The sequence below is a fragment of the Paenibacillus aceti genome (genome assembly GCF_003614185.1).
Classification (GTDB): domain Bacteria; phylum Bacillota; class Bacilli; order Paenibacillales; family Paenibacillaceae; genus Fontibacillus; species Fontibacillus aceti.
This window is the reverse complement of the sequence record NZ_KZ987724.1, coordinates 220397-244463: the sequence shown is the minus strand read 5'-3', so window position 1 is coordinate 244463 and position 24067 is coordinate 220397. Positions and strand designations below refer to the sequence as shown.

Sequence of the window (24067 nt, the reverse complement as noted above, 5' to 3'; positions counted from 1 at the left end):
AGTGTTATTCATGGCCGATATCCTGATCGTTGGCGTCGTCTTCGGATTTGCCGCATTCGCGCTCTACCGCGGCTTCAAGAAGAGCAAGAAGGGGGCCTGCGCAGGCTGCTCCCAGCGTAATTCCTGTGCTGCCTGCAATAGCGATGATAGCAACCATTCATCAGCTTCTACCTGCAGCAAATCCTGAGAGCTCGTGTATCGAATAGCAGCAACAAAACTGGGGCATCCCACGGTCAGCTACTGACCCGGGATGCCCCTATTCTTCATATCGACCCCATACGACTCTATCGCTGTAACTGAGCTAAGCATCGGGATCATCCACCATCGGAAGCCAGATTTCAAAGATCGTTCCCGCCCCTTTAATGCTATCGACGGAAATCGTCCCCTTATGGTTTCTGACGATGCGGTAGCTGACCGACAGACCAAGCCCTGTTCCCTTCTCCTTCGTCGTAAAGAATGGATCGAACAGGTGGGTGAGCAAGGTCTTGTCTATGCCATCTCCGTTGTCCTGAATGGACATATTGACATATTTTCCTTCTGGTTTTGCTGTAATATTGATAACTCCGGAGCGATCACCTTTGACCTCTTCAATCGCATCCATGGCATTCTTGATAATATTCAATAGCACCTGCTTAATCTGTTTCACATCGATCGATACATTCATGTTCCAGTCCTCTGACATGAGCAGGTTAATCTCGCAGCCCTTCATATGCCCTTCACTTTCCGTCAGAAGCACGACTTCCTTCAACAGAGAATACACACTAACGACAACCATTTGTGGAGTAGTTGGCTTGGAAGAATTTAAGAATTCAAAGATAATATCATTGGCACGGTCAATCTCGGTCAGAATAATCCGCGCATATTCATCCTTGCCTAATTGAGCAAGATGCGGACGCAACAATTGGATGAACCCGCGGATAGTCGTCAACGGATTGCGGATTTCATGGGCGATCGCCGCTGAGATCTTCCCCAGCATGGCCAGCTTGTCATTCTGATAGGCGGTCTGTTCAATCTGCCTGAACTCCGACACATCCTTGACGCTGAGCAGAAAATCCCCATCCATCTGATCTCCATATTTCACCGTGATGAGCCAGTGGCGGCCATATTCATCGATGACCTCATGATTTTTCTTGCGATAAAAAATAGTCTCACGATAAATCCGTAGAATCTTCCTCTTCTTGAATTGGTTCAGATGTGGATGTAGTAATATTTGTAGTAAATTGCATCCGATCAATGCATGGCGCGGGGTTTCAAGGAGTTTAGCCATCTGCACATTAATAAAGGTCAGCACTCCGTCGCTATCGAATAGCATAATCCCACTATCCAGCTGCTGGAGCACATTTTCATACTTGTTCATAACAAGCTGAGTCGACTCAAACGCTTTAACGGACTCAAGTAATGTATCCTGGAATTCACTCAACAAGTTGATCCCCCTTTTCAAATGATCTACCTGCCTTGCATGCGTCAAACTTCGGTCTATATGCAACAGTTCCATTCCACGTTCCGGCATTGATCTTTACTACCAACTCCTTATATCAGCTTGTACAAAAGCCATATTTTAATCATAGTAAACTTTTTCAGAAAACGTCAATCAGAGATACTGTCGAAAAAAGAGATTTCGATTAAAAATACTCATTTTCTCTAAAAAATATGTGAAAATTGAAGAGCACCCCCAAATGAGGAGTGCCCTTGTCTGATTATCGATTAAAATCAACTTTTTCCGTTCCATGCCCCAAACTGAGGGTAGTCTCGCTAGGCTTCGTCTCGGCGATCAGCTTGCCGTTACGGAAGGAATAGCGAACCGTCGCTTGCTTGCGGATCGCCTCATACTCATTCTCGGCCGACAGGACGATGAAATTCGCCGGCTTGCCGGCTTCAATGCCATACTGATCCTCAATTTGCAAGGTCTTGGCGCTGTTCGTCGTAATCATATCGATGGAATTGACTATCTGTTCATAGCCCATCAACTGAGCGGCGTGAATCCCCATATGCAGAACCTGAAGCATCTTCCCTGTACCGAGCGGATACCATGGATCAAAGATATCATCATGCCCGAAGCATACGTTAAGCCCGGCTTCCAGCAGCTCTTTTACACGGGTCAAGCCTCTGCGCTTCGGATACGTATCGAATCGGCCCTGAAGATGAATATTGACGAGCGGGTTGGAGACAAAATGAATGCCTGACATTTTCAACAGACGGAACAGCTTGTACGCATACGCATCATTATAGGAGCCCATCGCGGTTGTATGGCTTGCCGTCGTACGCGCCCCGAGGCCGCGCTCCAGCGCTTCCTTGGCGACAACCTCAATGAACCGAGACTGCTCATCATCGATCTCATCACAATGAATGTCTACCAGACGGTCATATTTCTCCGCCAGGTCGAAGGCAACCTTCATGGAATCGACACCATATTCGCGCGTAAATTCAAAGTGAGGAATTCCGCCGATCACATCCGCTCCTAACTTCATCGCTTCCTCCAGCAGTTCTACACCGTTCGGGAACGACAGAATGCCCTCTTGTGGAAAAGCGACCAGCTGGATGTCCACATACGGAGCCATCTCCTCCTTCACCTCCAGCAGCGCCTTCAGCGCGGTCAGATCGGGGTCGGTCACATCGACATGCGTCCGCACATGCTGAATCCCTTGGGCCATCTGCCATTTAAGCGCCGTCTTGGAGCGAAGCTTCACATCCTCACGGGTCAATGTCTCTTTGCGCTGCGACCAACGCTGAATTCCTTCGAATAGCGTGCCGCTCTGATTCCATTCCGGTTCACCGGCTGTAAGCGTCGTGTCCAAATGAATATGCGGCTCAATGAATGGCGGAAGCACAAGCGCCCCGCCTACATCGATCACTTCATGTCCCGCAGCATCCACCGGGGACTTTGTCGCACTTTCGAATTTCCCGTCCTGTACAACAATATTCCATAGTCCCTCTTGAGCTCTTAATTTTGCATTTTGAATAATCATTGATGAACCCCCTCATTAACTATCTTCGTAGTCGTTGTCTGTCCCTCACGTAGAGGAAAGCATTTCATAGCGATCACATAGATCACAGCTGTGCCCAAAATCCCGTTGATCGGCGGAATCCCCGGTACGAACTTGGCGATCAACACGCCTCCTACCCAGGCGATCAGAGCATTCCAATTCACTTGTCTGAATTTCATCTCTTCGAACTTCTGATACTTGCCGCGCTTGAGCAAGAAGAAGTCGGTCAACAGAATCGCCCCGATCGAAGGCAGCACAGAGCCTAATACCGTAAGGAAGCCGACGAAATGGTTATAGAGCCACATCGCGGCAATCGTACCTAGAAGCCCGTTTCCGATCACGAATTTATTGCGCGATATTTTCGTAATATTAGAGAATCCCAGACTTGAAGCATACAGCGCATTCTCATTCGTGGTCCAAATGTTCAAACCGAGTACGATGATGGCTGGCAGGATCAAGCCTTGCAGGAACATAACATCGGAGATATCCGATTTGTCATATACAATCGCACCCACTGCGCCGAATAAGAACATTAATGAATTTCCGAGGAAAAAGGCCAGCACCGTCGAAACCACCGCGGAACGGGTCGTCTTGGCGAATCTTGCAAAGTCAGGTGTTAACGTCCCTCCGCTGATAAAGGAACCGATGCAGACCGTTAGAGCTGTCGCAAGCCCGATCGCTTCAGCCGGTTGATAAGCCACTAATCCTTGCAGGCCTCCCGCTTTCTCCGTCGCCTCGATGACCGAATAACTGCCCAGGATCGCAATCGAAGGCACAGATACAACTCCGAGAATTGCCAAAGCTTTTATGCCGTAAATCGCCGTTACCGTCATCAGTATCCCGGAAATAAGGATCAGAACGTACACATTCATGCCGGTCATTTTCTGTACCGGAACGGCAAACATCGCGACACCGACGCCAAACCAGCCGACCTGCGTTAAGCCGAGCAGCAATGAGGACAGATAAGAGCCTTTTTCCCCGAACGCATATCTAGTCAGCAGATGAGTGGACAGCCCTGTCTTCGCCGCGATATAGGCCAGAGCCCCGGTGTATACACCAAGGATCAGGTTACCGGCCAGTACAATCCAGATGAATTGGGAAAACTTAAGTCCGTTGCCGAGCGTACCGCCTGACCACATACTGGCGGAGAAGAAGGTGAATGCCAGCATGACGGCGAGAATTTTCCAAAATCCGTTACGGTGTGCCTGCGGCACAGGTTCTAGCGAGAATTCCAAATCTACTTTTTCCATAGCAGCCTCCAATGTTGATTGATACCGTTAGATGCTAGTACATACTTGGAGATCACCGAACCGTGCAAAATTTCAATCGATTTGCAAATAAAAAAGGCATATTGCCGTTTCTGACAATACGCCTCTTCTACTCATGACCAAATAAGCACAACTATGCTGTATTCGGATCATAAAGTCCGCTGTCCTTGCCAGTCTCACGGGACTGATTTAAAGGTATCAATATAAAGTTGTTAACATTATCACAAAAAAACTTCCGTTTGTCACTGCAAGAAAATGGAAAACTCTATTTTTGCAGCAATTTTGTTCTGCGCCGGCTCATGACCGCAAGTCGTTTTTTAAGTTCTTTTTCCCATTTAGCATCCCCGATATGCTTCGCAAAGGCCAGCAGGTCCAGGGACATATCGATTTGGCTCTGTACGATATCTAGCGGATCCTCTTCCTCACAATTCACGCAATTGCAAAAGATCGATTCTTCGTCCTCCATCACAAAATCCTGGAAGTCAATCTCCGAGACCCCGTCACCATGTGCGTACTCTGCTAAAATCTCATATTCATTCTCCACTTTATAATGGACCTCCACCCGATGACATACCGGGCAGAACAGCAAGGGAACGTTATGAACCTGGGTACGATAATGCTTCAATGTCCCCTTCGTTCCAAGCATACTAGCACCGCAGCAAAAACTCATCCCCTGTCACCCTTTCCAGATCCTTGTTCAATTCACTACAGTATTATATCCAGCGAAATAAGTGATTTCAAATAATTTATTCGAGAATGGAGTTAGTAATTCCTCTGTGATCCACGAAAATATTACCAAAAATCCAAAACTGCAGCATTTTGGGGGTTAAAAAGCCCCCTGTATGGTCCTAAACCAGACAGAGGGCTTGTTATTATGAATTAATAATTATGCTTGCATCGCCGCGACGATCAGATCTCCCATCTCCTGGGTCCCGACCGCCGTGCTCTTATCTACAGCGATATCTCCGGTACGATGTCCCGCGTTGAGAACATCGGCCACCGCCTTCTCAATCGAATCCGCCGCATCCGCATAGCCGAAGGTCATTCTGAACATCAGCGCGAGCGACAGGATCGTCGCGATCGGATTCGCCAGGTTCTGGCCAGCGATATCCGGGGCTGATCCATGAACCGGCTCGTACAGGCCGAAGCTTCCTTCCCCAAGCGAAGCCGAGGATAGCATGCCGATGGAACCCGTTAACATCGCTGCTTCATCGCTCAGAATATCGCCGAACATATTCTCGGTCACGATGACATCGAAGCTGGCTGGGCGGCGCAGCAGCTGCATCGCGCAGTTGTCTACCAGTACATGCTCCAGCTCCACATCCGGATATTCCGGAGCGATGCGATTCACCACTTCACGCCATAGACGGGAAGTCTCCAGCACATTCGCTTTGTCCACCGAGGCCAGCTTCTTGCGGCGCTTCTGGGCGATCTCGAACGCTTGGCGTACGATGCGCTCTACTTCACTCACATTATAAGCGCAAGTATCGACCGCTTCCTGCCCCTGCTCGGTCTCGCGACGGAATTTCTCACCGAAGTAAATACCGCCGGTTAACTCACGCACCACGATCAGATCGGTACCTTCCAGCACCTCCGGCTTCAACGTAGAGGCGTCCTTCAGACAATCGAAGACCACAGCTGGACGCAGGTTGGAGAATAACCCCAACGCCTTGCGAATGCCGAGCAGACCTGTCTCTGGACGGAGTTCCTTCGGGTTGTTATCCCATTTTGGCCCGCCGACCGCACCGAGCAGTACCGCATCCGCATCGCGGCAAATATCGAGCGTCTCTTGCGGCAGCGGCGTCCCTTTCTCATCGATGGCGATCCCTCCGAATAGCGCATGTTCGGTCTCGAAGCGGTAGCCGAACAGCTCCTCCGTACGCTTCAACACCTTCTCCGTCTCCGCCACTACCTCGGGTCCGATCCCATCTCCGGCAATAACAGCAATCTTTTTCACGTCAGCCATGATCCCATCTTCCTCTCCTAAGCATTTGACGAATATCTCCTTACTCTGTTGTAACATAACCGCCCGGACTAGACCAAGATATAGAATCTATTAGACTTATAGGTTTTGACTATAAGCTGATGTAAAGAAAAGCACGGAATACCAGAAATCTCCCGTGCTCCCCCTTATTAATCATGATACTTTTCGGCAATGGCGTTCGCGGTAACGATCGCTTGGTATACATCATCCGGGCTGACCGGGAACGGCATATTGCCCATCGTATCTCCCTCGGCGCATGCATCGGCCGCGACCTTGCGCCACTCTTCCTCAACGAACTTCTCCATGCCAAGATCCTTCAGTGTCAGCGGCAGATTCACTGCTTTGATGAGATGGATCACCGTCTCCAGTTCTTCCCGTGGAGCATTCTCCAGGACCAGTGGGCCAGCAGACCGAAGGTTACCTTCTCCCCATGCTGCGCTTTATGCAAGGATTCCACTGCCGTCATGCCGTTATGGATCGCATGTGCCGCCGCCGATACCAACGATAATATTGGCTCCGGCTTGACGCGCCAGCTCGCGGTTCCGTTCAATTTCCCCCTTCGTGATCTGGTAATTGAATTTCTCGAATACCGCTTTATGGCCTCCCTCCTGAATAGACTTGCCCGCTTCTAGCAACCTTAGATTGTGCAGATTTGCCCAACATTATAAATTTCCGGACGCTTCTGCCGGAGCTCTAACGAAACGCCATATCGTTATTCGAACAAAATCAGCACCTATTCCCATCTAACGAAACACCATACCGCTATCTGAGCAGAAATCTACCATTCAACCCCTTTTTTGACGCATTAGCGATATCCAGTTTCGTTAGATTTTGAAATCGCTCCTTTTGGCGCAAATAGCGATACGTAGTTTCGTTAAAATTTGGGGCAGCCTAGTATTTGCAGTATGTTCCTTCACCTTGGCCTGATTTCCCTTGAAAATAAGAAAAAGCCCGCAAATATGCAAGCTTTCTCCTCATCACAAACACTATAACGTATTAAAACTCCTCGTACACCTTCGGATCTTGATTTTTCAAGCGGCCGTCTGGGCGGGACATTCCAGAGATCAAATTCATCTCCGCCTCATCCAAGGCGAAGTCGAAGATCAGGAGGTTCTCCTGCTGCCGTGCGGCGGAAGCCGATTTAGGGATCGGTATCGCTCCCAGCTGATAATGCCAGCGCAGAATGATCTGCGATGCCGACTTACCATGACGTGCGGCGATTTGACGAACCGCTTCGTCATTAAACACCTCGTTGCCACGAGCGAGTGGGCTCCAAGACTCCGTTACGATACCATGCTCTTCATTCCATGTCCGCTGCTCCGCTTGGTTGAAGAACGGATGCAGCTCGATTTGGTTCACGCAAGGGATCACGCCAGTCTCCCGCTCCAACCGTTCCAAATGCTCTGGCAGGAAATTGCTAACGCCGATCGAGCGGATAAGCCCCCACTTTTTCGCATCGATCAACGCCTGCCAAGCCTCCACATAATGATCCTGGAGCGGATTCGGCCAATGGATCAGGTATAAATCATAATAATCCAGCTGCGCTCGATACAGCGACTCCTGGATCGCCTTCACCGCTTTGTCGTACTCATGATAGCGACCCGGTAATTTCGACGCGATGATCAACTCTTCCCTCGGTAACGCACTGCGTCTTACCGCTTGGCCGACCGTTCCTTCGTTCTCATAGTTATAGGCGGAATCGATCAGACGATAGCCCGAATGGATCGCGCTGACGATCGACTGCACGCCTTCGCTGCCGCGAAGTGTATAGGTGCCCAAACCGATGGCCGGTAGCTTAAGCCCATCATTTAACGTGATTTCCGGAATCATCTGACTCAATATGAACACTTCCTTTCACTAGTAATTTTAGGTTATCACATTCGCTAAAAATTTCATAACGGTCAAAGTTAACGACTGAAGCGGATCTTAAGCGCAGCAAAAAAGGCCGACCTCAGCGCGCTCTCCTATGTTACAGAAGCAGTGAGTGTCGACCTTTTGAAAGATTTATTGTAGCTCAAACTGACTTAATTCAAGGCTTTTGAGCCGATTCAGCGCATCCACATAAGCGCGGGCGCTGGCTTCCAGAATATCCGTGCTTACGCCGCGGCCCTGTACGGTATGTTCACCTTGCGTCATGACAACATGAACCTCGCCCTGGGCATCCTTCCCGTAGCTGATCGATTTGATCGAGTAATCCGATAGGGTCACGGTCACGCCCGTAGCCTGGTCAATCGCATTATATATTGCATCGACCGAGCCGTTGCCCTCAGCTTCTCGCTGCAGCGTCTGGCCTTCCGCGGTGATGATGCGTACTCTGGCCGTCGGCGTCGATTCATTGCCGTAGGACACATGGATCGCCTGCAATTGATATGCTTCCGGTGTATCCACCAGCTTCTCTTGCAGCAGAGCATGCAGATCCTGATCGGTAACATCCTTCTTCTTGTCAGCCAGCACCTTGAATTTGGCGAAGGCTTCGTTCAGGCGCTCATCATCCAGCCTGTAGCCAAGCTCGATCAATCTTTCGCGGAAAGCGTGGCGGCCGGAGTGCTTGCCAAGCACCAGCTTGCTCTCCTTCAGGCCGATCGTCTCCGGCGTCATGATCTCATAAGTCGTCTTCTCCTTCAGCATGCCATCCTGATGAATCCCCGACTCATGGGCAAAAGCGTTGGCCCCGACAATCGCCTTGTTCCCCGGCACGACCATCCCTGTCAAGCGGCTGATCAGACTGCTCGTGCGAGCGATCTCCGACAGCTCAAGCGTCGTCTTGGCCCCGAAGAATTCACTGCGCGTCTCCAGCGCCATCGCCACCTCCTCAAGCGCCGTATTACCAGCCCGTTCACCGATCCCATTGATGGTTCCCTCGATCTGATCGGCTCCGCCGAGAATCGCGGCCAAGGAATTCGCCGTCGCCATGCCCAGATCATCATGGCAGTGCGCGCTCAATTGAATCTTCTCGATGTCCGGAACTCTCTCCTTCAAGGTCTTGAAGATATTCCCGTATTCATAAGGGTACAGATATCCTACCGTATCCGGAATATTCACGACCGACGCTCCTTCACGGATCGCCATCGCCGTCATTTCGCACAAGAAGTCGATCTCTGTACGCCCGGCATCCTCACAGGAAAATTCGATCTTGGAGAAGTATTGACGCGCATATCTTAGCGCGGCCTGCGCTGTCTCCAGCACCTGCTCCTTCTCCATCTTCAGCTTATACTGGCGATGGATCGGGCTCGTCGCGAGGAAGATATGAATACAAGGGTCCTCCGCTCCCTTGAGCGCTTCCCTTACCGCATCGATATCCTGGATCCGCGAGCGGGACAGGCCGATGATGGTCGAGTTCTTGATCGCCCGGGCAACTGCATTGACAGCCGCCAGGTCGCCTGGCGAGGCGGCAGGAAATCCAGCCTCAATCCGGTCGATGCCAAGCCTCTCCAATTGATAGGCAATCTCCAATTTCTCACGGGTATTCAGATTCACTCCCGGGGACTGTTCTCCATCCCGCAGGGTGGTATCAAACATATAAATTTTGCGCACCTATGTACACCTCCTGTACGAATACCTGATAAAACCAATGCGGCACATACATAAGCACGGCCGCATTGGGGGATGGTTACTAGAACGCTTTAACTCCATAATTAATTAAAGCGAGGGCTTAGAAGGATGACTCAGACTTTCAAACTTGAGACAGTCTACGTCATCACACTACATACATAAACATATGACGCCCGATTCATTGTATAACGAGAAAGCTATTATTTTTTGATCCAATGCATGAGTCCGCGGAGCTCCCCGCCTACCACTTCGATCGGATGATTCGCTTCGTTGCGGCGAGTTGCTGTCAAGAAAGCACGGTTGGATTGGTTCTCCAGGATAAAGTCGCGAGCGAATTTACCTTGTTGGATATCCGCCAATACTTCCTTCATCGCCTTCTTCGTTTCGTCGGTCACGATGCGAGGTCCTGTTACATAGTCGCCGTATTCCGCGGTGTTAGAGATCGAATCGCGCATCGTTGCCAATCCACCTTCATAGATCAGGTCTACGATCAGCTTCATTTCATGCAAGCACTCGAAGTATGCCATTTCCGGCGCATAGCCTGCTTCTACCAGTGTTTCAAAGCCAGCCTTGATCAGGGCGCTAACGCCGCCGCACAATACCGCTTGTTCACCGAACAGATCCGTTTCTGTTTCTTCACGGAAGGAAGTCTCGATAACCCCAGCGCGAGTACAGCCGATCCCTTTGGCATAAGCAAGACCGATTTCCTTCGCCTTGCCTGTAGCATCCTGATGGATAGCGATCAAGCCTGGTACCCCGAAGCCTTCCACATAAGTACGGCGAACCATATGGCCCGGAGATTTAGGAGCTACGAGCAATACGTCATTGTCTTGGGAAGGAACGATTTGACCAAAATGAACGTTGAAGCCGTGAGCGAACAGAAGAGCAGCGCCTTTCTTCAGGTTCGGTCCGATTTCACTTTGATACACAGCAGCCTGAGTCTCGTCTGGCATCAAGATTTGTACTACGTCAGCGCGCTTGGTCGCTTCAGCTACGGACAACACTTCGAAGCCATCCTCTTTCGCTTTATCGAATGATTTGCCTTCACGAAGACCGATAATTACGTTCAAGCCGCTCTCCCGCAAGTTCTGAGCATGAGCATGGCCTTGGCTGCCATAACCGATAATTGCAATTGTCTTTCCTTTCAAAACACTAAGTTCTGCGTCCTGTTCATAATACAAAGTAACTGCCATGATTATAACCCTCCTAAATAATGTCGGACTGCTTGCAGCATGTCCCATAAATTTGATTCTCCGCCTGTTAAGCGGGTGCTTCAGAGGGCCGTCGCAGCGTTAACGAAATGCAGACGTTGACTAGACCGCTCCTCTCAAACCCCCGCTCACAGGAGCGGATGATGCTTGCATACCAACGAAACGTAACGGAATGTAACTGACTATCCGCGCGGCATGGCTGTTACGCCAGTCCGCGACAACTCGCGGATACCATAAGGGCGAAGCAGTTCGATCATCGCATCGATCTTCTCGGTATCCCCGATGACCTGTACGACCATGCTGCCGGAGCCGATATCGACGACCGCGGCGCGGAATGTTTCAACGACGCCCATAATTTCCGGGCGCTCCGCCGGCTCCGCCTTCACCTTGATCAAGGCTAATTCACGGGATACCATTGGATTGGCGCTTAAATTCACGACCTTGATGACGTCAATCAGCTTGTAGAGCTGCTTCTCGATCTGCTCCAGCGTCGTGTCATCCCCTTGGGTCACGATGACCATCCGGGACAATCCCTGTTCCTCCGACTGACCCACCGTAATGCTCTCGATATTGAATCCGCGACGGCCGAACAATCCGGACACACGCTGCAGCACACCTGGCTGGTCATTCACTAATACGGCGATTACATGGCTCTTCGTCATCATTCACAGTCCCCCATCAGCATTTGATCAATAGTGGAACCTTGAGGAACCATCGGATATACGTTTTCTTCCTTGCGAACCACAAATTCCACCAGTACCGGCCCGTCTGTATCCAGCGCTTCTTGCCAAGCCTGCTCAGCTTCCTCCTTGCTGCTGGCTCGAAGCCCCTTGACTCCATAAGCTTCGGCGAGCTTCACGAAGTCCGGACTGCCGGCAAGATCGATATGGCTGTAGCGGTTGTCGTAGATGAGTTCCTGCCACTGTCTTACCATCCCGAGCACCTGGTTGTTAATAACGACGATCTTGACCGGGATTTTGTTGATCGCACAGATCGCAAGCTCTTGGGCACACATCTGCATTCCGCCGTCCCCGTTAATCGAGATCACCAGACGATCAGGGTGGGCCATCTGTGCGCCGATCGCAGCCGGGAAGCCGAAGCCCATCGTGCCAAGTCCGCCCGAGGTGATGAAGGAGCGCGGATGGTTGAATTTATAATACTGCGCCGTCCACATCTGATGCTGCCCTACATCGGTCGTTACGATCGCTTCCCCCTGGGTTGTATCGTTCAACAGCTCGATTACCCATTGCGGTTTCAGACCGTCTTCTTCGGAATCTATATACTTGTACGGCTTTTCTTGCTTCCAGCTGATGATCTGTGCTCTCCAGGCATCCGCCTTGCTGCTGTATCCAACCACCGGATTCAACATATCCAGCACCGTCTTCACGTCACCGACAATCGGGATATCCGTCTTGACGTTCTTGCCTATCTCCGCCGGATCGATATCGATATGAACGATCTTGGCATAAGGTGCAAAGCCGTCCAGCCGTCCTGTCACGCGATCATCGAATCTGGCTCCGATACAGATCAGCAGATCCGCTTGCTGAATCGCTTGATTGGCGGTATAAGTACCGTGCATTCCCGGCATCCCCATCCACAGGTCATGACCGCTTGGGAATGAACCGAGTCCTAGCAAGGTCGTCGTCACGGGTATGCCTGAACGATTGACGAATTCGTACAAGCTTTCATGGCCTCCGGAGTAGATGACACCACCGCCGGCCAGTATCACCGGTCGCTCCGCTTTGGAGACTGCCGCCACCAGCTTATCAAGCTGAAGGCGATTCGGCACTACCGTCGGATGATAGCCGCGCAGGTCAACCGACTGAGCTGGCTCGAAGGTTACTTTCTGTGCGGAGACATCCTTCGGAATGTCGATTAATACCGGTCCCTTGCGGCCAGAGTTGGCGATATGGAACGCCTCGTGGATAACCCGCGGCAGATCCGCAGCATCTCTGACCAAATAGCTATGCTTCGTAATCGGCATCGTGATGCCGGTAATATCCGCTTCCTGGAATGCGTCGGTACCGATCAGGCTCGTAGCCACGTTCCCGGTAATCACTACCAGCGGCACCGAATCCATATAGGCTGTGGCAATTCCTGTTACGGTATTGGTCGCTCCTGGTCCGGAGGTCGCGATGCAGACTCCAACTTTACCGCTGGCGCGTGCATAGCCATCTGCCGCATGAATCGCTCCCTGCTCATGTCTAGTCAGCAGGTGGTGGAAATCATCGAATCCGTACATCGCGTCATAGATGTACAGGACTGCGCCGCCCGGATAACCAAAGACACATTCGACACCTTCCAATAGCAAACTGCGAAGCAAGATTTCCGAGCCTGTAATGACTTCCGGTTTCATCCATTTCTCACGTAATTGTTCTGTAGACCGCATTGCTGGCATTTGCGCGCTCATCAGTCATCCTCCTTCCAAGATTTGAATCCTCTAATTTTTGTTATGGGATATAAAACAAAAAACCTTCCATCCGTCGAAATAGTTATATCTACTTCGAGGGACGAAAGGTTATTACTTCCGTGGTACCACCCAAGTTCACCTGACGCTTCACAGCATCAAGCCTTAACAGGTATGCACACTTAACCCGTGCTTACCTGTGGTCTCTAACGCAGACCTGACGATTCTCCCTAATAAGCTTGGGCGGGACTATACCTAGGATTAGTCCGCTGGCCTTTCAGGAAAACAGCTCCGAGGTGAGCTCGCATTTAAGGGATATTGGTGGTGGTCTCAGCAAATCCATCCACTCTCTGAGCAAAGAGCCCCTAAACCTTCGTCCTCTTCATCGCCGATTCAATATTTTGTCATGAAAATGTTTAGAAACATTATATGATCAGTTCACAGCCAGAGTCAATACCCTTTTTTCCAAGGCTAGTTAAAGCAGATAGCTCATGATCCGGTTGGAACGCTTCTCCCCCCTGCTGTCATATGATAAACAACAACGCCTGTTTTCCGGCTATAAAACCAGCATTGGAAAGTCTTCCCGAGCTCTAACGAAACTCCATATCGCTATTTTCACGAAATAAGCATCCACCCAAACCTAACGAAATACCATAGCGTTATTCCGGTGAAAATCCACTATTTTGTCCCCTATTGGCTCTAATAGCGATACCCAGATTCGTTAGATTTTGAAAGGGCTGCTTTTGATGCAAATAGCGTTACCTAGTTTCGTTAAAATTTTAGGGCGTTAGAGCAGCCTTTGTTTCACGTCCTCAAAAATCAGATTTTCAGCAAGCTAAGACCCAAAGGAGGGGTTACTGACGAATGATCCGCTATAGAAGGCCCAGGCAGGATGATCCTGTCATTATCGACTTGATCGAGAAGGAGCTTGTCCCCTATTCCCATCTTCCTCCGGAGGAAATAACCGCTATCTTCAAGGATATCCCCAAGCGGCTGGCCCGCGGGATCACGTTGGTCGCTTCGCCCTATTATGAGGCCGATCCGGTCGCGTTTATTCACTTCATGATCCATGGAGAATTGTTATATATTGACATGATGGCCGTAGCACCGGCGCATCGTCGGCAGCAGCTTGGAAAGACGCTAATGTCCCAGGCCGAGAGCTATGCCGGAGCACGTGGATGCCGACGGGCCAAGGTGATGGTGGACCAGGGGAATCCCCGAGCCCACACCTTCTACCGCAAGCTCGGGTATAAAACGATTCGCTATATCGATCAATCGGAATGCTATGAGCTGGAGAAGCAGCTACCTGTAAGGGTATAAGTCTGTTAGAGGAAAGGGCCGTATCCGTAGCCATACGGATAACCGCCATAACCATAACTACCGGGACCATAACCGCCGTACCCTCCATAGCCGCTATAACCATAGCCGCCGCCGTATGGGCCATATGCACCATAACCATAGGGTGCGCTGCCGATGGCGAGCAGATCGAATAATACGAGCGGGATCAGCGCCTTAGTCTTCACCTTCTTGCCCGGATTCTGCCGCAATACCAAGCGGTTGCCGCTGATTTTTACCAGCTTGCCGGTTACGAATCCGCCGTCCTTCTTGTAAGCGACGATGGACTTGCCAACCCATTTCTCAGCCTCTCTCCTGGTCACTGTTCTACCCATCATCCATCCTCCTTCCAGAATCGTCCAAGATCCACTGACAAAGCGTTATTCCTCAAGCCTGAAGCATGCGCCCTATCTTCCATCAGCTTATTCATGAGCGATTCAGTCCGCATATGCCATCGCCTTTAATCCAAAAAAACAGGCATCCAAAAATGGATGCCTGTCTCTTTTAAATATATAATTAAGCGTTGATTTTTTGCTTAGCTACAGTAGCCAAGGAGTTGAACGCTTCAAGATCGTTCACAGCCAGATCCGCAAGCATTTTGCGGTTGATGTTCACTTCAGCCAGCTTAAGGCCGTGCATCATTTTGCTGTAAGTCAAGCCATTCATACGTGCAGCCGCGTTAATACGCACGATCCACAATTTGCGGAAATCGCGTTTTTTCACACGACGGTCACGGTATGCATATTGCATGGATTTCATAACTTGCTCATTAGCTGTTTTGTAGATGCGGTGCTTCGAACCAAAATAACCTCTAGCCAGTTTCAGTACTTTTTTATGACGACGACGAACCACGAATCCGCCTTTTACTCTTGCCATATTAATAAACCTCCCAGAAAAATTGTGTTAGATTATTTCAAATTTGCAAGCTGCTGTTTCATGCGGCTAACGTCACCCGAATAAGCTACTGGGCTGTTAGCCAGTACGCGTTTGCCGCGTTTGGACTTATGAGACAGCAAGTGGTTGCGGTTCGCTTTGTAGCGTCTTACTTTACCAGTTCCAGTAATTTTGAAGCGTCCTTTCAGACTGCTGTGGGTTTTCATTTTAGGCATGGTATATCCCCCTCAAATTGTGTGATACGGTGCTCATCCACAGGTCGTCGCTTTAAGGACAACCCTAATGAATGCGCACGCGCTTTTTTAGTTGCTTTTCGGTGCCAGAATCATAATCATACTGCGGCCTTCCAGCTTCGGAATCCGTTCCACCGAGGAAATCTCTGCGACCTCTTCCTTGACACGGTCAAGGATCTTCTTACCGATATCAGCATGGGTGATTTCACGGCCGCGGAAGCGTACCGAGCATTTCACCTTGTCGCCGTCCTTCAAGAATTTGATGACATTGCGAAGCTTGGTCTGGAAATCATGTTCCTCGATATTGGCACGGAACCAAACTTCCTTGACATCGACAACTTTTTGATTCTTGCGGGCTTCCTTCTCTTTCTTCTGTTGCTCATAGCGGAATTTACCATAGTCCATAATCCGGCATACCGGCGGCTTGGCAGTTGGCGCTACGTTCACCAGATCAAGATTCAAGTCCACGGCCATTTGCAGGGCTTCACGCAGCGGCTTGATGCCGATCTGTTCACCTTCAGCGCCTACCAAACGGACTTCCTTCGCACGAATCTCTTCATTGATCATGTGTTCCTTACTAATAGTTCTCCACCTCCGAAAAATATTCTGATCCTACGACCGATATAGTTCAAAAGAAAAGGGATGCAGGTTCACGCCCGCATCCCACTTGATCGTCAATTCGCCATGAATAGTACATTCATAAATTAACGGATCAATACCAGCCAACACGTAGTCGGACAGGTGAGAAGCCACGGCCTCTGCTTGCAATCCTGATTAATACCGAAGACTAATGTATCATACTTCTGAATACTATGTCAAGAATTGTTTTTGAAAATATAAACCCCATATTACCCCTGCTTGCTCTGTACTTCTTCCAAACGCACCACTCTGGTGTGCTGAGTATGGCTCCAGTGCTTGTTGTTCTGCGTGAAAAAGGCGTAGAACGTAATCGGCCACCAGGAAATCAGGTAGATCGGGAACAGCACCAGATAAGCATACACCTTCTTGGATTTGACCTTCTCCAGCACCATGGCCGCCAGGAAAATAAACACGTTGGCCGCAATCGCCAGAAATGAAATCCACAGCGGGAAGTAACTGTACAAGGTCGCAAAATGCGGCCCGCTAAGCAGCGACTGGTCAACCCATATCAGCGCGGTCAGCAGGAAGGTCAGCAGAACGATATATACGTTCACACCATACAATGCCATATCCAGCTTCACCAGATTACGCTCCTTGATGCTCTTCCACAGCAGCGGGAAGAAATAACGGCGGGCCACCGTAAAGTGCCCTTGCATCCAACGCAGACGTTGACGGGCCGACGCCTTGAAGGTCAGTGGCTTCTCGTCAAACAGCTTCGCATCATAGTTAAATACCGGGTACACCCCGCGGTTAACACAGCGCATCGTAAATTCCAGGTCCTCGACGAGAGAGGTCGCTCCCCAGCCCATTTCCTTGAGCAGATCGGTCTCGAAGCACATGCCTGTACCACCGAGGAAGTTGGCCATGTTGAGATTATGGCGAGATAGCTGCCACAGACGGTTACAGTACCAATAGGAGATCCCGTATGCGGCGGTAATCCAGGAGTCCTCCGGGTTCTTCGTATCGATATAGCCCTGAATAACCCGCGCCCCACCACAGAGATCATTATTCATCTCGGTCAGGAAATCCGGATGAGCCAAGTTATCGGCGTCGAACATAACGATCGCGTCATATTGACGAGGCATCTTCCATAATTCCTTCAGCATCCATTCGATCGCATAGCCCTTCCCGCGTAGATTCGGGTTGGTGCGAACACATGCGTTCATCCCGTGGCTGCGTACAATTTCAGCTGTACGGTCAGTACAGTTATCGCAAATAACAAATACATCGTACAATTCTTTTGGATAATTGAGATGCTTGAGGTTCTCCATCAGAGCCCCTACAACCTTCTCTTCGTTATGCGCTGCGACGAGCACGGCAAATGATTTATTCGGCTCATAATGTACCTTTGTCTTTTTCTTGTACAAGCCGAACAACGACAAACCAAATTGATAGAGCCCAACGACAGCGAGCACAACCTGCAGTACAATCAAAATAGCCTGAAACATGTTGTTTTTGTACCCCCTTCAAAACTCCATCTCTTGTTTTTTTGTTTTTTGCGGAGTTTTTAATGACCCTTCTTCTTCATTATGTTTTTGAGAAAAAACATTTTCTTACATTGCATTACGATTTTCCATGACTTCGGCCTATTTGTCAAAAACGATGTAACGTCATCGTGGCGTAAATATCGACCGGAGCCACCCTCTATTCAAGCATGATCCACCGCAACTCTATTTCAGTGCAGTTTGGTCTTATTTTCATCCATTTAGACGGTTTTTATTTCTTTAGACCCCCTTTTTTATCGGAATGTTAATTTTTTGGCCTTTCCAATACATCCTTAATAACGAAAACAACACAAAAAAGTTACTTAATTCTTCAATATTGTTTACATAAATTTGTTATCATTAAAACATTGTAATGCCCTTATTAACAGAAATCAAAAATCTGCTGCTTAAAAGCGTTCAACCCTTGAAAAGGCAACAAAATAAAAATATGATAAGTCTAACTCGGAAATGACATGCTACTACTGCTCGCCAAATTATATCGGAGGTATCCTATGAATTCCTTGCTTCAAAAGCTTACTCTGCTCGACCAAAAGATTTTTAAAGGAATTAACGGACGTTTACATCGTAAATCCTTAAATTTCGGATTTTATTATATCACGCATTTAGGCGGAGCCTGGTTTACAATTATAACCACTGTGCTCGTCTGGTATTTCACAGCGAATCCATGGAGTCGTCTGGGGCTGCAGGCCTTAACCGCCTTGTCTTTAAGCCATATACCAGTGGCTATAGCCAAGAAGATCTACCCGCGCATCCGCCCTTATTTGGCGCTTCCGGACACGAAGACTTTTCCGAATCCGCTGACCGACCATTCTTTTCCTTCCGGGCATACGACGGCGATTTTCTCTATCACCATGCCGTTCATGGTCGTCATGCCATCGCTTATTTTTGTGCTAGGACCAATCGCTCTGCTCGTAGGAATATCCAGAATTTATCTGGGGCTGCACTACCCGTCAGACGTGCTTGCAGGGGCAGTCATCGGGTCCTCCGTAGCGTTTGGAACTGTTGCATTATGGACGTAAACGGGATATTGTAGTTGGTAGAAAACCTTGCAGGAAAAGGTGAAACCAAAGTGCAAAAACAAAGAGTATTGCTTTTATCTGAGGGGTTTGGAGCAGGACATACGCAAGCAGCATATGCACTTTCCAGCAGTTTACGCAAAATTGCTCCGCATATTCAGACGAGAGTGCTGGAACTGGGCAGTTTTCTTAACCCGCGGGTAGCGCCAGTCATTATAACTGCCTATAAGAAGACGGTATCCTCCCAGCCTCGGCTCGTTCGCATGATGTATCGCAGCAATTATAATAAATCTTTGAACCGTTTCACGACGCTTGCTCTTCATCGGATATTCTATACACGGACTTTACAGATCATACGTCAGTTACATCCCGATGTCATCGTCTGTACTCATCCGATTCCAAGCGTGGTTATTTCGCGGATCAAGCGGCTCGGCTTCGATGTACCGCTATGCACTGTCATTACGGATTATGATGTGCATGGCGCCTGGGTCAGCCGTGAGGTGAACCGTTATCTCGTATCGACCGAGCAGGTCAAAGAGAAGCTTCTTGAACGGGGGGTCGGGGCCGCCAAGATCCAGATTACTGGCATTCCTGTACACCCTAACTTCTGGGAAAGGCATCAGAAGGATGATATTCGCTCCCAATTCGCCTTGAAGAATATGCCTACTGTGCTCGTCATGGGCGGCGGCTGGGGATTTATGAAGGATGAGGCGGTGAATTCGCTGCTCGCGTCCTATCGTAATGAGATTCAGATCATCTTCTGCTTCGGCAATAACACCAAGCAGCTCGATAAAATGCGTAAGGATGAGCGATATATCCATACCAATATCCATCTGCTCGGCTTCACGAGGGAGATCGACAAGCTGATGGAGGTCTCCGATCTGTTAATTACGAAGCCCGGGGGAATGACTTGTACTGAAGGCCTGGCCAAAGGCATCCCGATGCTGTTCCATAAGCCTCTTCCCGGTCAGGAAGAAGAGAATTCGCAGTATTTCGCATCACAGGGCTGGGGAACGCAGATCCACTCCTTAGGCGATATTGAAGGCTGGATTCATCGGTTGCTGTACAATTATGAGGAAGTATCCCGCAACCGCGAGAAGGTGCTGGAGCATATCGCAAGCTATCATCCAATGCAGAGTGCCCAAGCGATTCTAGATATGCTGGCTGCTTCGAACAATCAGCAGGTTAATTGATCTTTAAACAACTTAAACGTTTTCGGCATAATCCAACAATAAACGCCCCTGGCTTAGAGCCAAGGGCGTTTTTATGATTTTAAGACTATTATATTTTAAAATTGATCCATCTTACGCTCATGATACCGACCCAGAGCCGTCTCTCCGATGATGACCTCGCAGCGGTGAATAGGCATTCCCTTACCGACAAATTTCTGCTCATACTCGGTCATTACATGCTCTTCATTAATGCCATTCTCATGCAGACTGAGCGAAATATTATTCATCTGTAAGCCAGACGCAGCGAAGGCATTCAGCGAAAACTCAAATAAAGAGCGTGAATCCGTCTTGAAATGGATCTCTCCGTTCTCATTCAGAATAGAGCGGTATTTATTCAAAAAGCGCGGATGAGTCAAACGTCTTCTCGCATGCTTCTTCTTCGGCCAAGGATCGCTGAAATTCAAGTAAATCCGCTCCACCTCACCCGGGGCAAAAATCTCCTCCAGATGCTCCACATTGCCGAGCGCTAGCCGGACATTGAATGAACCTTCATCGCTATCGCTGGTTGAACCAGCTTCGTCGGCTGCCTCTGCATCCTCCTGACGATGGATCGTCCGTACCTTCTCACTGCCGCGACGAATCAACTCATCATACATATCCATGCCGATGAAATTCACATCTGGATATTTCGCGCTCATGCCGCTGATAAACTGTCCTTTACCCATGCCGAGCTCGACATGAATAGGACGATCATTGCCGAACAGCTGAGACCAGCGTCCTTTATATTGCTGGGGATCGAGCACAACCAGATCAGGCTGCTGCTCCAGATTTTCCCGTATTCCTTTTCTACCGCGTAAACGCATGTCATTCCTCCGCTTTCTTAGAGATAGTTCAAAAAGTCCGCTTATGCTCAGCTTCATTCAACCTTCTCGGTGCTGAAAATCGATCTTTTTTGAACACACACTAAAATTGATTGCAAAATAAAACGATTACTGAAATATTGTGCCGAAGTTCGTCGGAAAAGTAAAGAGCCGCAGAGAAAAAGGAACCCTTCACACCGCCGGGGAGACAGTGGAAAAGATTCCTTCTTCATCTATTTTGGAATTGGGGTCCAACGAATGTTATTACAATCAAAATAACATAATCGCCTGGCCATCGCAACAGAAGGAAGTAGGCCTTCATTCCCTTTTTTAATTGATCTTTGATACAATAAGTCAGGAGAGCCCGCTATAGGGCAGGCTTTACGAGCAACAGAGAGAATTTCGCATATTTTTGTGACAAATAAAGGAGTTTTTAAATGAATACACCATTATCTGCTTCCCCCTTGCTGTGGTCTGACAAAAGATTCCATACATGGAATTATGAAATGAGACATCAATTCGGCGATAAAGTGTTCAAGGTGATGCTCGATGCCGGATTTACCTGTCCGAACCGGGACGGCTCCATCGCCAAAGGCGGCTGCACCTTCTGCAGCTCGAGGGGGTCCGGGGATTTCGCTGGCAGTCGCCGCGACGACCTTGTGACGCAGTTCAACAAAATTCGCGATAAACAGCATCAAAAATGGCCGCATGCCAAATATATCGGTTATTTCCAGGCCTATACGAACACCTATGCTCCAGTCGAGGTACTCCGCGAGTACTATGAAGCGATTCTCGAGCAGCCCGGAGTCATCGGCTTATCGATTGCTACGCGCCCGGATTGTCTTCCGGATGATGTGGTCGATTATTTGGCCGAGCTGAATGAACGGACCTATCTCTGGGTTGAAATGGGTCTGCAGACGATCCATGATACCACCTCGGAGCTGATTAACCGGGCTCATGATACCCAGTGTTATCTGGATGCCGTAGAGAAGCTGCGCAAGCGGAACATCCGCGTGTGTACCCATATCATCTACGGACTGCCGCAGGAAACCCATGAAATGATGCTCGATACCGGGCGCGCCGTTGCGAATATGGACGTTCAGGGCATCAAGATCCATCTGCTGCATCTTATGCGCAAGACACCGATGGTCAAGCAATATGAAGCAGGACTGTTGCGTTTTCTGGAGAAGGATGAATATATTAAACTGATCGTGGATACCCTTGAATTCCTGCCACCAGAGATGGTCGTCCATCGGTTGACCGGCGATGCGCCGCGGGATCTATTGATCGGTCCGATGTGGAGTCTCAAGAAATGGGAAGTGCTGAATGCGTTCGATGATGAATTGAAGCGCAGAGATTCCTGGCAAGGTAAGTATTGGAGGGGATAAAGATGGGCTTTCTTTCTGTATTGAGCTATGCTCATAAATTGGCGGCTGATCGACTACAGTCTGGAGACGCGGCTGTTGACGCGACCGCGGGGACCGGAGCCGACACTTTGTTCCTTGCTAGAGCTTGCGGACGGCGCGGACAAGTCTGGGCGTTCGATATTCAGGCTGAGGCACTGCGGTTGACTGGGGAAAGATTGGCTAAAGAAGCGGATCAGGTTGAACTGGCACAGGTTCATCTGCTTCAGAGAAGCCATGCCGACATGAAGGAGCTGCTCCCGCAGGCAGTCCATGGCCATTTAGGCGCAGTGATGTTCAATCTCGGCTATCTTCCGACGGAAGGGGCCGATCATTCCTTGATTACGCTTGCTGAGACTACCCTTGCTGCGCTGGAGACGGCGACTTCACTGCTGCGCCCGCGGGGAATTGTGACCGCTGTCCTCTATCCCGGTCATCCGGGCGGGGATCGGGAGGCTGAAGCGGTTCAAGCCTGGGCCGCCGCCCTGCCTGCCTCCGTCGGGCAGACTATACTATATCGACAAATTCAGCGTCCTCATGCGCCTTATCTCATAGCCATCGAGAAGAAATAGCGTTAAACTGGAAATATATGAGTATCAGGGAAATCATGAGAAGGAGTGTCTTGACATATGCAAGAGAAAACCTTTACTTTCGGAAATGATGCCGGTCAGCAGGTGTTCGTGTATCACTGGTGTCCTGACGATACCACGCTGCCGCTGCGCGGCGTAGTGCAGATCGCCCATGGAATGGCGGAGACGGCCAAGCGCTACGCCCGCTTCGCCGAGGCCCTGACCGGGGCAGGCTTCCTGGTCTACGCAGGTGATCATCGCGGCCACGGCCTGACGGCAGCCGATGAATCCGAGCTCGGCTGGCCTGGCAAGGACGGTCTGAATGGCATGGTTCGCGATTTAACCAAGCTCGGCGATCTCATTCGCGAGAAGCACCCGATGCTGCCGTTGTTTCTGCTCGGTCATAGTATGGGTTCCTTCCTGGCACAGAAGATGATGTACGCAGCTCCAGAGCTGTACACCGGCTTTATCCTGTCCGGAACCAACGGCCCCCGCCCCTTCCTCTCCTTCGGCGATGGGCTCGCCCGGCTGCAGATGAAGCTGCAGGGGCCCAGTCATCCGAGTGTGTTCCTGAACGCGCTCTCCTTCGGCAGCTTCAATCGGCAATTCCGTCCGGTACGAACCGCCTTTGACTGGCTGTCCCGCGACGAGGCCGAAGTAGATAAGTTCATTGCTGATCCTTACTGTGGCTTCCTGTGCAGCGCGGAATTCTTTCAGGGCCTGTTCGGTATCCTCCGAGAGATCCACCGCCCGGATCATCTGTGCCGGATTCCGAAGGATAAGCCGGTTTATATCTTCTGCGGAGAGCAGGACCCGGTTGGATTGAGCGGTGCTGGAGTCAAGAAGCTGGCTCAATTGTATGAGCAATTAGAGATCAAGGATCTTGAGGTGAAGTTATATCCTGGAGGAAGACATGAAATGCTCAATGAGATCAATCGAGACGAAGTCACGCGCGATGTCATCGGTTGGCTGGAGCGGCATGTGTCGTAGATGTTTTCGTTAAAAATGTCGAAGAGGGAAATTCTACGAGAGCTG

23 protein-coding genes and 1 pseudogene are annotated in these 24067 nt (G+C 49.8%); 7 read left to right on the top strand and 17 right to left on the bottom strand.

The features are described from left to right. Positions 1 to 10 precede the first annotated feature (10 nt). Positions 11 to 187 (top strand): FeoB-associated Cys-rich membrane protein, encoded by a 177-nt coding sequence (locus BFJ94_RS01020; RefSeq protein WP_120460362.1) that lies wholly within the window; start codon positions 11 to 13, stop codon positions 185 to 187. Between the two features lie 114 nt (positions 188 to 301). Here BFJ94_RS01020 and BFJ94_RS01015 read toward each other — a convergent pair whose 3' ends face one another. From BFJ94_RS01015 to ilvB, 11 genes and pseudogenes are all read right to left on the bottom strand, one after another. Beyond that, the gene (locus BFJ94_RS01015; RefSeq protein ID WP_120465035.1) at positions 302 to 1423 is read right to left on the bottom strand and encodes an ATP-binding protein; all 1122 of its coding nucleotides are present in this window, start codon (positions 1421 to 1423) and stop codon (positions 302 to 304) included. A 274-nt stretch (positions 1424 to 1697) separates the two neighbouring features. Next, positions 1698 to 2966 (bottom strand): cytosine deaminase, encoded by a 1269-nt coding sequence (locus BFJ94_RS01010; protein ID WP_120460360.1) that lies wholly within the window; start codon positions 2964 to 2966, stop codon positions 1698 to 1700. Continuing rightward, positions 2963 to 4234, bottom strand: coding sequence for a cytosine permease (codB, locus tag BFJ94_RS01005; RefSeq protein WP_120460358.1), 1272 nt, complete (start codon positions 4232 to 4234; stop codon positions 2963 to 2965). The genes BFJ94_RS01010 and codB overlap by 4 nt, the downstream gene beginning before the upstream one ends. Before the next feature lie 283 nt (positions 4235 to 4517). After that, on the bottom strand, positions 4518 to 4922 hold the full coding sequence (locus tag BFJ94_RS01000) for a hypothetical protein (RefSeq protein WP_120460356.1): 405 nt from the start codon (positions 4920 to 4922) through the stop codon (positions 4518 to 4520). Positions 4923 to 5138: 216 nt separating this feature from the next. Continuing rightward, a complete protein-coding gene (leuB, locus tag BFJ94_RS00995) occupies positions 5139 to 6218 on the bottom strand; it encodes a 3-isopropylmalate dehydrogenase (protein WP_120460354.1) in 1080 nt (359 codons plus the stop codon). Positions 6219 to 6385: 167 nt separating this feature from the next. Beyond that, positions 6386 to 6729, bottom strand: a pseudogene (locus BFJ94_RS00990) (glycerol dehydrogenase); the annotation flags it as partial. 503 nt (positions 6730 to 7232) lie between these two features. Then, the gene (locus BFJ94_RS00985; protein ID WP_120460352.1) at positions 7233 to 8075 is read right to left on the bottom strand and encodes an aldo/keto reductase; all 843 of its coding nucleotides are present in this window, start codon (positions 8073 to 8075) and stop codon (positions 7233 to 7235) included. A gap of 165 nt (positions 8076 to 8240) precedes the next feature. After that, positions 8241 to 9770, bottom strand: a complete 1530-nt coding sequence (locus BFJ94_RS00980) for a 2-isopropylmalate synthase (RefSeq protein WP_120460349.1) — start codon at positions 9768 to 9770, stop codon at positions 8241 to 8243. A gap of 218 nt (positions 9771 to 9988) precedes the next feature. Beyond that, complete coding sequence (ilvC, locus tag BFJ94_RS00975; RefSeq protein WP_120460347.1) at positions 9989 to 10981, bottom strand: ketol-acid reductoisomerase; 993 nt, start codon at positions 10979 to 10981, stop codon at positions 9989 to 9991. 200 nt (positions 10982 to 11181) lie between these two features. Then, positions 11182 to 11661 (bottom strand): acetolactate synthase small subunit, encoded by a 480-nt coding sequence (gene ilvN / locus BFJ94_RS00970; protein WP_120465034.1) that lies wholly within the window; start codon positions 11659 to 11661, stop codon positions 11182 to 11184. Continuing rightward, positions 11661 to 13409, bottom strand: coding sequence for a biosynthetic-type acetolactate synthase large subunit (ilvB, locus tag BFJ94_RS00965; RefSeq protein WP_120460345.1), 1749 nt, complete (start codon positions 13407 to 13409; stop codon positions 11661 to 11663). Before ilvB ends, ilvN begins: the two co-directional genes overlap by 1 nt. A gap of 861 nt (positions 13410 to 14270) precedes the next feature. Between ilvB and BFJ94_RS00960 the strand changes: the two genes are divergently transcribed. After that, positions 14271 to 14726, top strand: a complete 456-nt coding sequence (locus BFJ94_RS00960; RefSeq protein ID WP_120460343.1) for a GNAT family N-acetyltransferase — start codon at positions 14271 to 14273, stop codon at positions 14724 to 14726. Positions 14727 to 14731: 5 nt separating this feature from the next. Here the strand turns inward: BFJ94_RS00960 and BFJ94_RS00955 are convergent, their stop codons facing one another. From BFJ94_RS00955 to BFJ94_RS00935, 5 genes are all read right to left on the bottom strand, one after another. After that, on the bottom strand, positions 14732 to 15076 hold the full coding sequence (locus BFJ94_RS00955; protein ID WP_120460341.1) for a hypothetical protein: 345 nt from the start codon (positions 15074 to 15076) through the stop codon (positions 14732 to 14734). Between the two features lie 181 nt (positions 15077 to 15257). Then, positions 15258 to 15617, bottom strand: a complete 360-nt coding sequence (gene rplT, locus BFJ94_RS00950) for a 50S ribosomal protein L20 (RefSeq protein WP_120460339.1) — start codon at positions 15615 to 15617, stop codon at positions 15258 to 15260. A 32-nt stretch (positions 15618 to 15649) separates the two neighbouring features. After that, a complete protein-coding gene (rpmI, locus tag BFJ94_RS00945) occupies positions 15650 to 15850 on the bottom strand; it encodes a 50S ribosomal protein L35 (protein ID WP_068780125.1) in 201 nt (66 codons plus the stop codon). 87 nt (positions 15851 to 15937) lie between these two features. Next, positions 15938 to 16435 carry a translation initiation factor IF-3 gene (gene infC / locus BFJ94_RS00940; protein WP_120460337.1) on the bottom strand — a complete coding sequence of 166 codons (498 nt, stop codon included), beginning with the start codon at positions 16433 to 16435 and terminating at the stop codon, positions 15938 to 15940. 281 nt (positions 16436 to 16716) lie between these two features. Continuing rightward, positions 16717 to 17955 (bottom strand): glycosyltransferase family 2 protein, encoded by a 1239-nt coding sequence (locus BFJ94_RS00935; protein WP_120460335.1) that lies wholly within the window; start codon positions 17953 to 17955, stop codon positions 16717 to 16719. 548 nt (positions 17956 to 18503) lie between these two features. On the opposite strand from BFJ94_RS00935, the gene BFJ94_RS00930 reads away from it, so the two are divergent. Further along, positions 18504 to 19031, top strand: a complete 528-nt coding sequence (locus BFJ94_RS00930; protein ID WP_120460333.1) for a phosphatase PAP2 family protein — start codon at positions 18504 to 18506, stop codon at positions 19029 to 19031. Positions 19032 to 19081: 50 nt separating this feature from the next. Beyond that, a complete protein-coding gene (locus tag BFJ94_RS00925) occupies positions 19082 to 20221 on the top strand; it encodes an MGDG synthase family glycosyltransferase (RefSeq protein WP_120460331.1) in 1140 nt (379 codons plus the stop codon). A 95-nt stretch (positions 20222 to 20316) separates the two neighbouring features. On the opposite strand, the gene trmB is transcribed toward BFJ94_RS00925, so the two are convergent. After that, on the bottom strand, positions 20317 to 21063 hold the full coding sequence (trmB, locus tag BFJ94_RS00920; protein WP_120460329.1) for a tRNA (guanosine(46)-N7)-methyltransferase TrmB: 747 nt from the start codon (positions 21061 to 21063) through the stop codon (positions 20317 to 20319). Between the two features lie 434 nt (positions 21064 to 21497). On the opposite strand from trmB, the gene mnmL reads away from it, so the two are divergent. From mnmL to BFJ94_RS00905, 3 genes are read left to right on the top strand one after another with little or no spacing between them, the layout of a single operon-like run. After that, positions 21498 to 22448 (top strand): tRNA modification radical SAM protein MnmL/YtqA, encoded by a 951-nt coding sequence (mnmL, locus tag BFJ94_RS00915; RefSeq protein ID WP_120460327.1) that lies wholly within the window; start codon positions 21498 to 21500, stop codon positions 22446 to 22448. Positions 22449 to 22450: 2 nt separating this feature from the next. Then, positions 22451 to 23035 (top strand): tRNA 5-(aminomethyl)-2-thiouridylate-methyltransferase MnmM, encoded by a 585-nt coding sequence (gene mnmM, locus BFJ94_RS00910; RefSeq protein WP_120460325.1) that lies wholly within the window; start codon positions 22451 to 22453, stop codon positions 23033 to 23035. Positions 23036 to 23092: 57 nt separating this feature from the next. After that, entirely contained in the window at positions 23093 to 24022 is a 930-nt protein-coding gene (locus tag BFJ94_RS00905; RefSeq protein WP_120460323.1) for an alpha/beta hydrolase, read from the top strand. Positions 24023 to 24067 lie beyond the last annotated feature (45 nt).

Coding starts and splice junctions, on each gene's coding strand:
- mnmM (WP_120460325.1), top strand. CDS start 22,451: ATGGGCTTTCTTTCTGTATTGAGCTATGCTCATAAATTGGCGGCTGAT.
- BFJ94_RS00905 (WP_120460323.1), top strand. CDS start 23,093: ATGCAAGAGAAAACCTTTACTTTCGGAAATGATGCCGGTCAGCAGGTG.
- BFJ94_RS00930 (WP_120460333.1), top strand. CDS start 18,504: ATGAATTCCTTGCTTCAAAAGCTTACTCTGCTCGACCAAAAGATTTTT.
- BFJ94_RS00960 (WP_120460343.1), top strand. CDS start 14,271: ATGATCCGCTATAGAAGGCCCAGGCAGGATGATCCTGTCATTATCGAC.
- ilvB (WP_120460345.1), bottom strand. CDS start 13,409: ATGAGCGCGCAAATGCCAGCAATGCGGTCTACAGAACAATTACGTGAG.
- ilvC (WP_120460347.1), bottom strand. CDS start 10,981: ATGGCAGTTACTTTGTATTATGAACAGGACGCAGAACTTAGTGTTTTG.
- BFJ94_RS00935 (WP_120460335.1), bottom strand. CDS start 17,955: ATGTTTCAGGCTATTTTGATTGTACTGCAGGTTGTGCTCGCTGTCGTT.
- rplT (WP_120460339.1), bottom strand. CDS start 15,617: ATGGCAAGAGTAAAAGGCGGATTCGTGGTTCGTCGTCGTCATAAAAAA.
- ilvN (WP_120465034.1), bottom strand. CDS start 11,661: ATGACGAAGAGCCATGTAATCGCCGTATTAGTGAATGACCAGCCAGGT.
- BFJ94_RS01010 (WP_120460360.1), bottom strand. CDS start 2,966: ATGATTATTCAAAATGCAAAATTAAGAGCTCAAGAGGGACTATGGAAT.
- rpmI (WP_068780125.1), bottom strand. CDS start 15,850: ATGCCTAAAATGAAAACCCACAGCAGTCTGAAAGGACGCTTCAAAATT.
- BFJ94_RS00955 (WP_120460341.1), bottom strand. CDS start 15,076: ATGGGTAGAACAGTGACCAGGAGAGAGGCTGAGAAATGGGTTGGCAAG.
- codB (WP_120460358.1), bottom strand. CDS start 4,234: ATGGAAAAAGTAGATTTGGAATTCTCGCTAGAACCTGTGCCGCAGGCA.
- BFJ94_RS01000 (WP_120460356.1), bottom strand. CDS start 4,922: ATGAGTTTTTGCTGCGGTGCTAGTATGCTTGGAACGAAGGGGACATTG.
- infC (WP_120460337.1), bottom strand. CDS start 16,435: ATGATCAATGAAGAGATTCGTGCGAAGGAAGTCCGTTTGGTAGGCGCT.
- trmB (WP_120460329.1), bottom strand. CDS start 21,063: ATGCGTTTACGCGGTAGAAAAGGAATACGGGAAAATCTGGAGCAGCAG.
- mnmL (WP_120460327.1), top strand. CDS start 21,498: ATGAATACACCATTATCTGCTTCCCCCTTGCTGTGGTCTGACAAAAGA.
- leuB (WP_120460354.1), bottom strand. CDS start 6,218: ATGGCTGACGTGAAAAAGATTGCTGTTATTGCCGGAGATGGGATCGGA.
- BFJ94_RS01020 (WP_120460362.1), top strand. CDS start 11: ATGGCCGATATCCTGATCGTTGGCGTCGTCTTCGGATTTGCCGCATTC.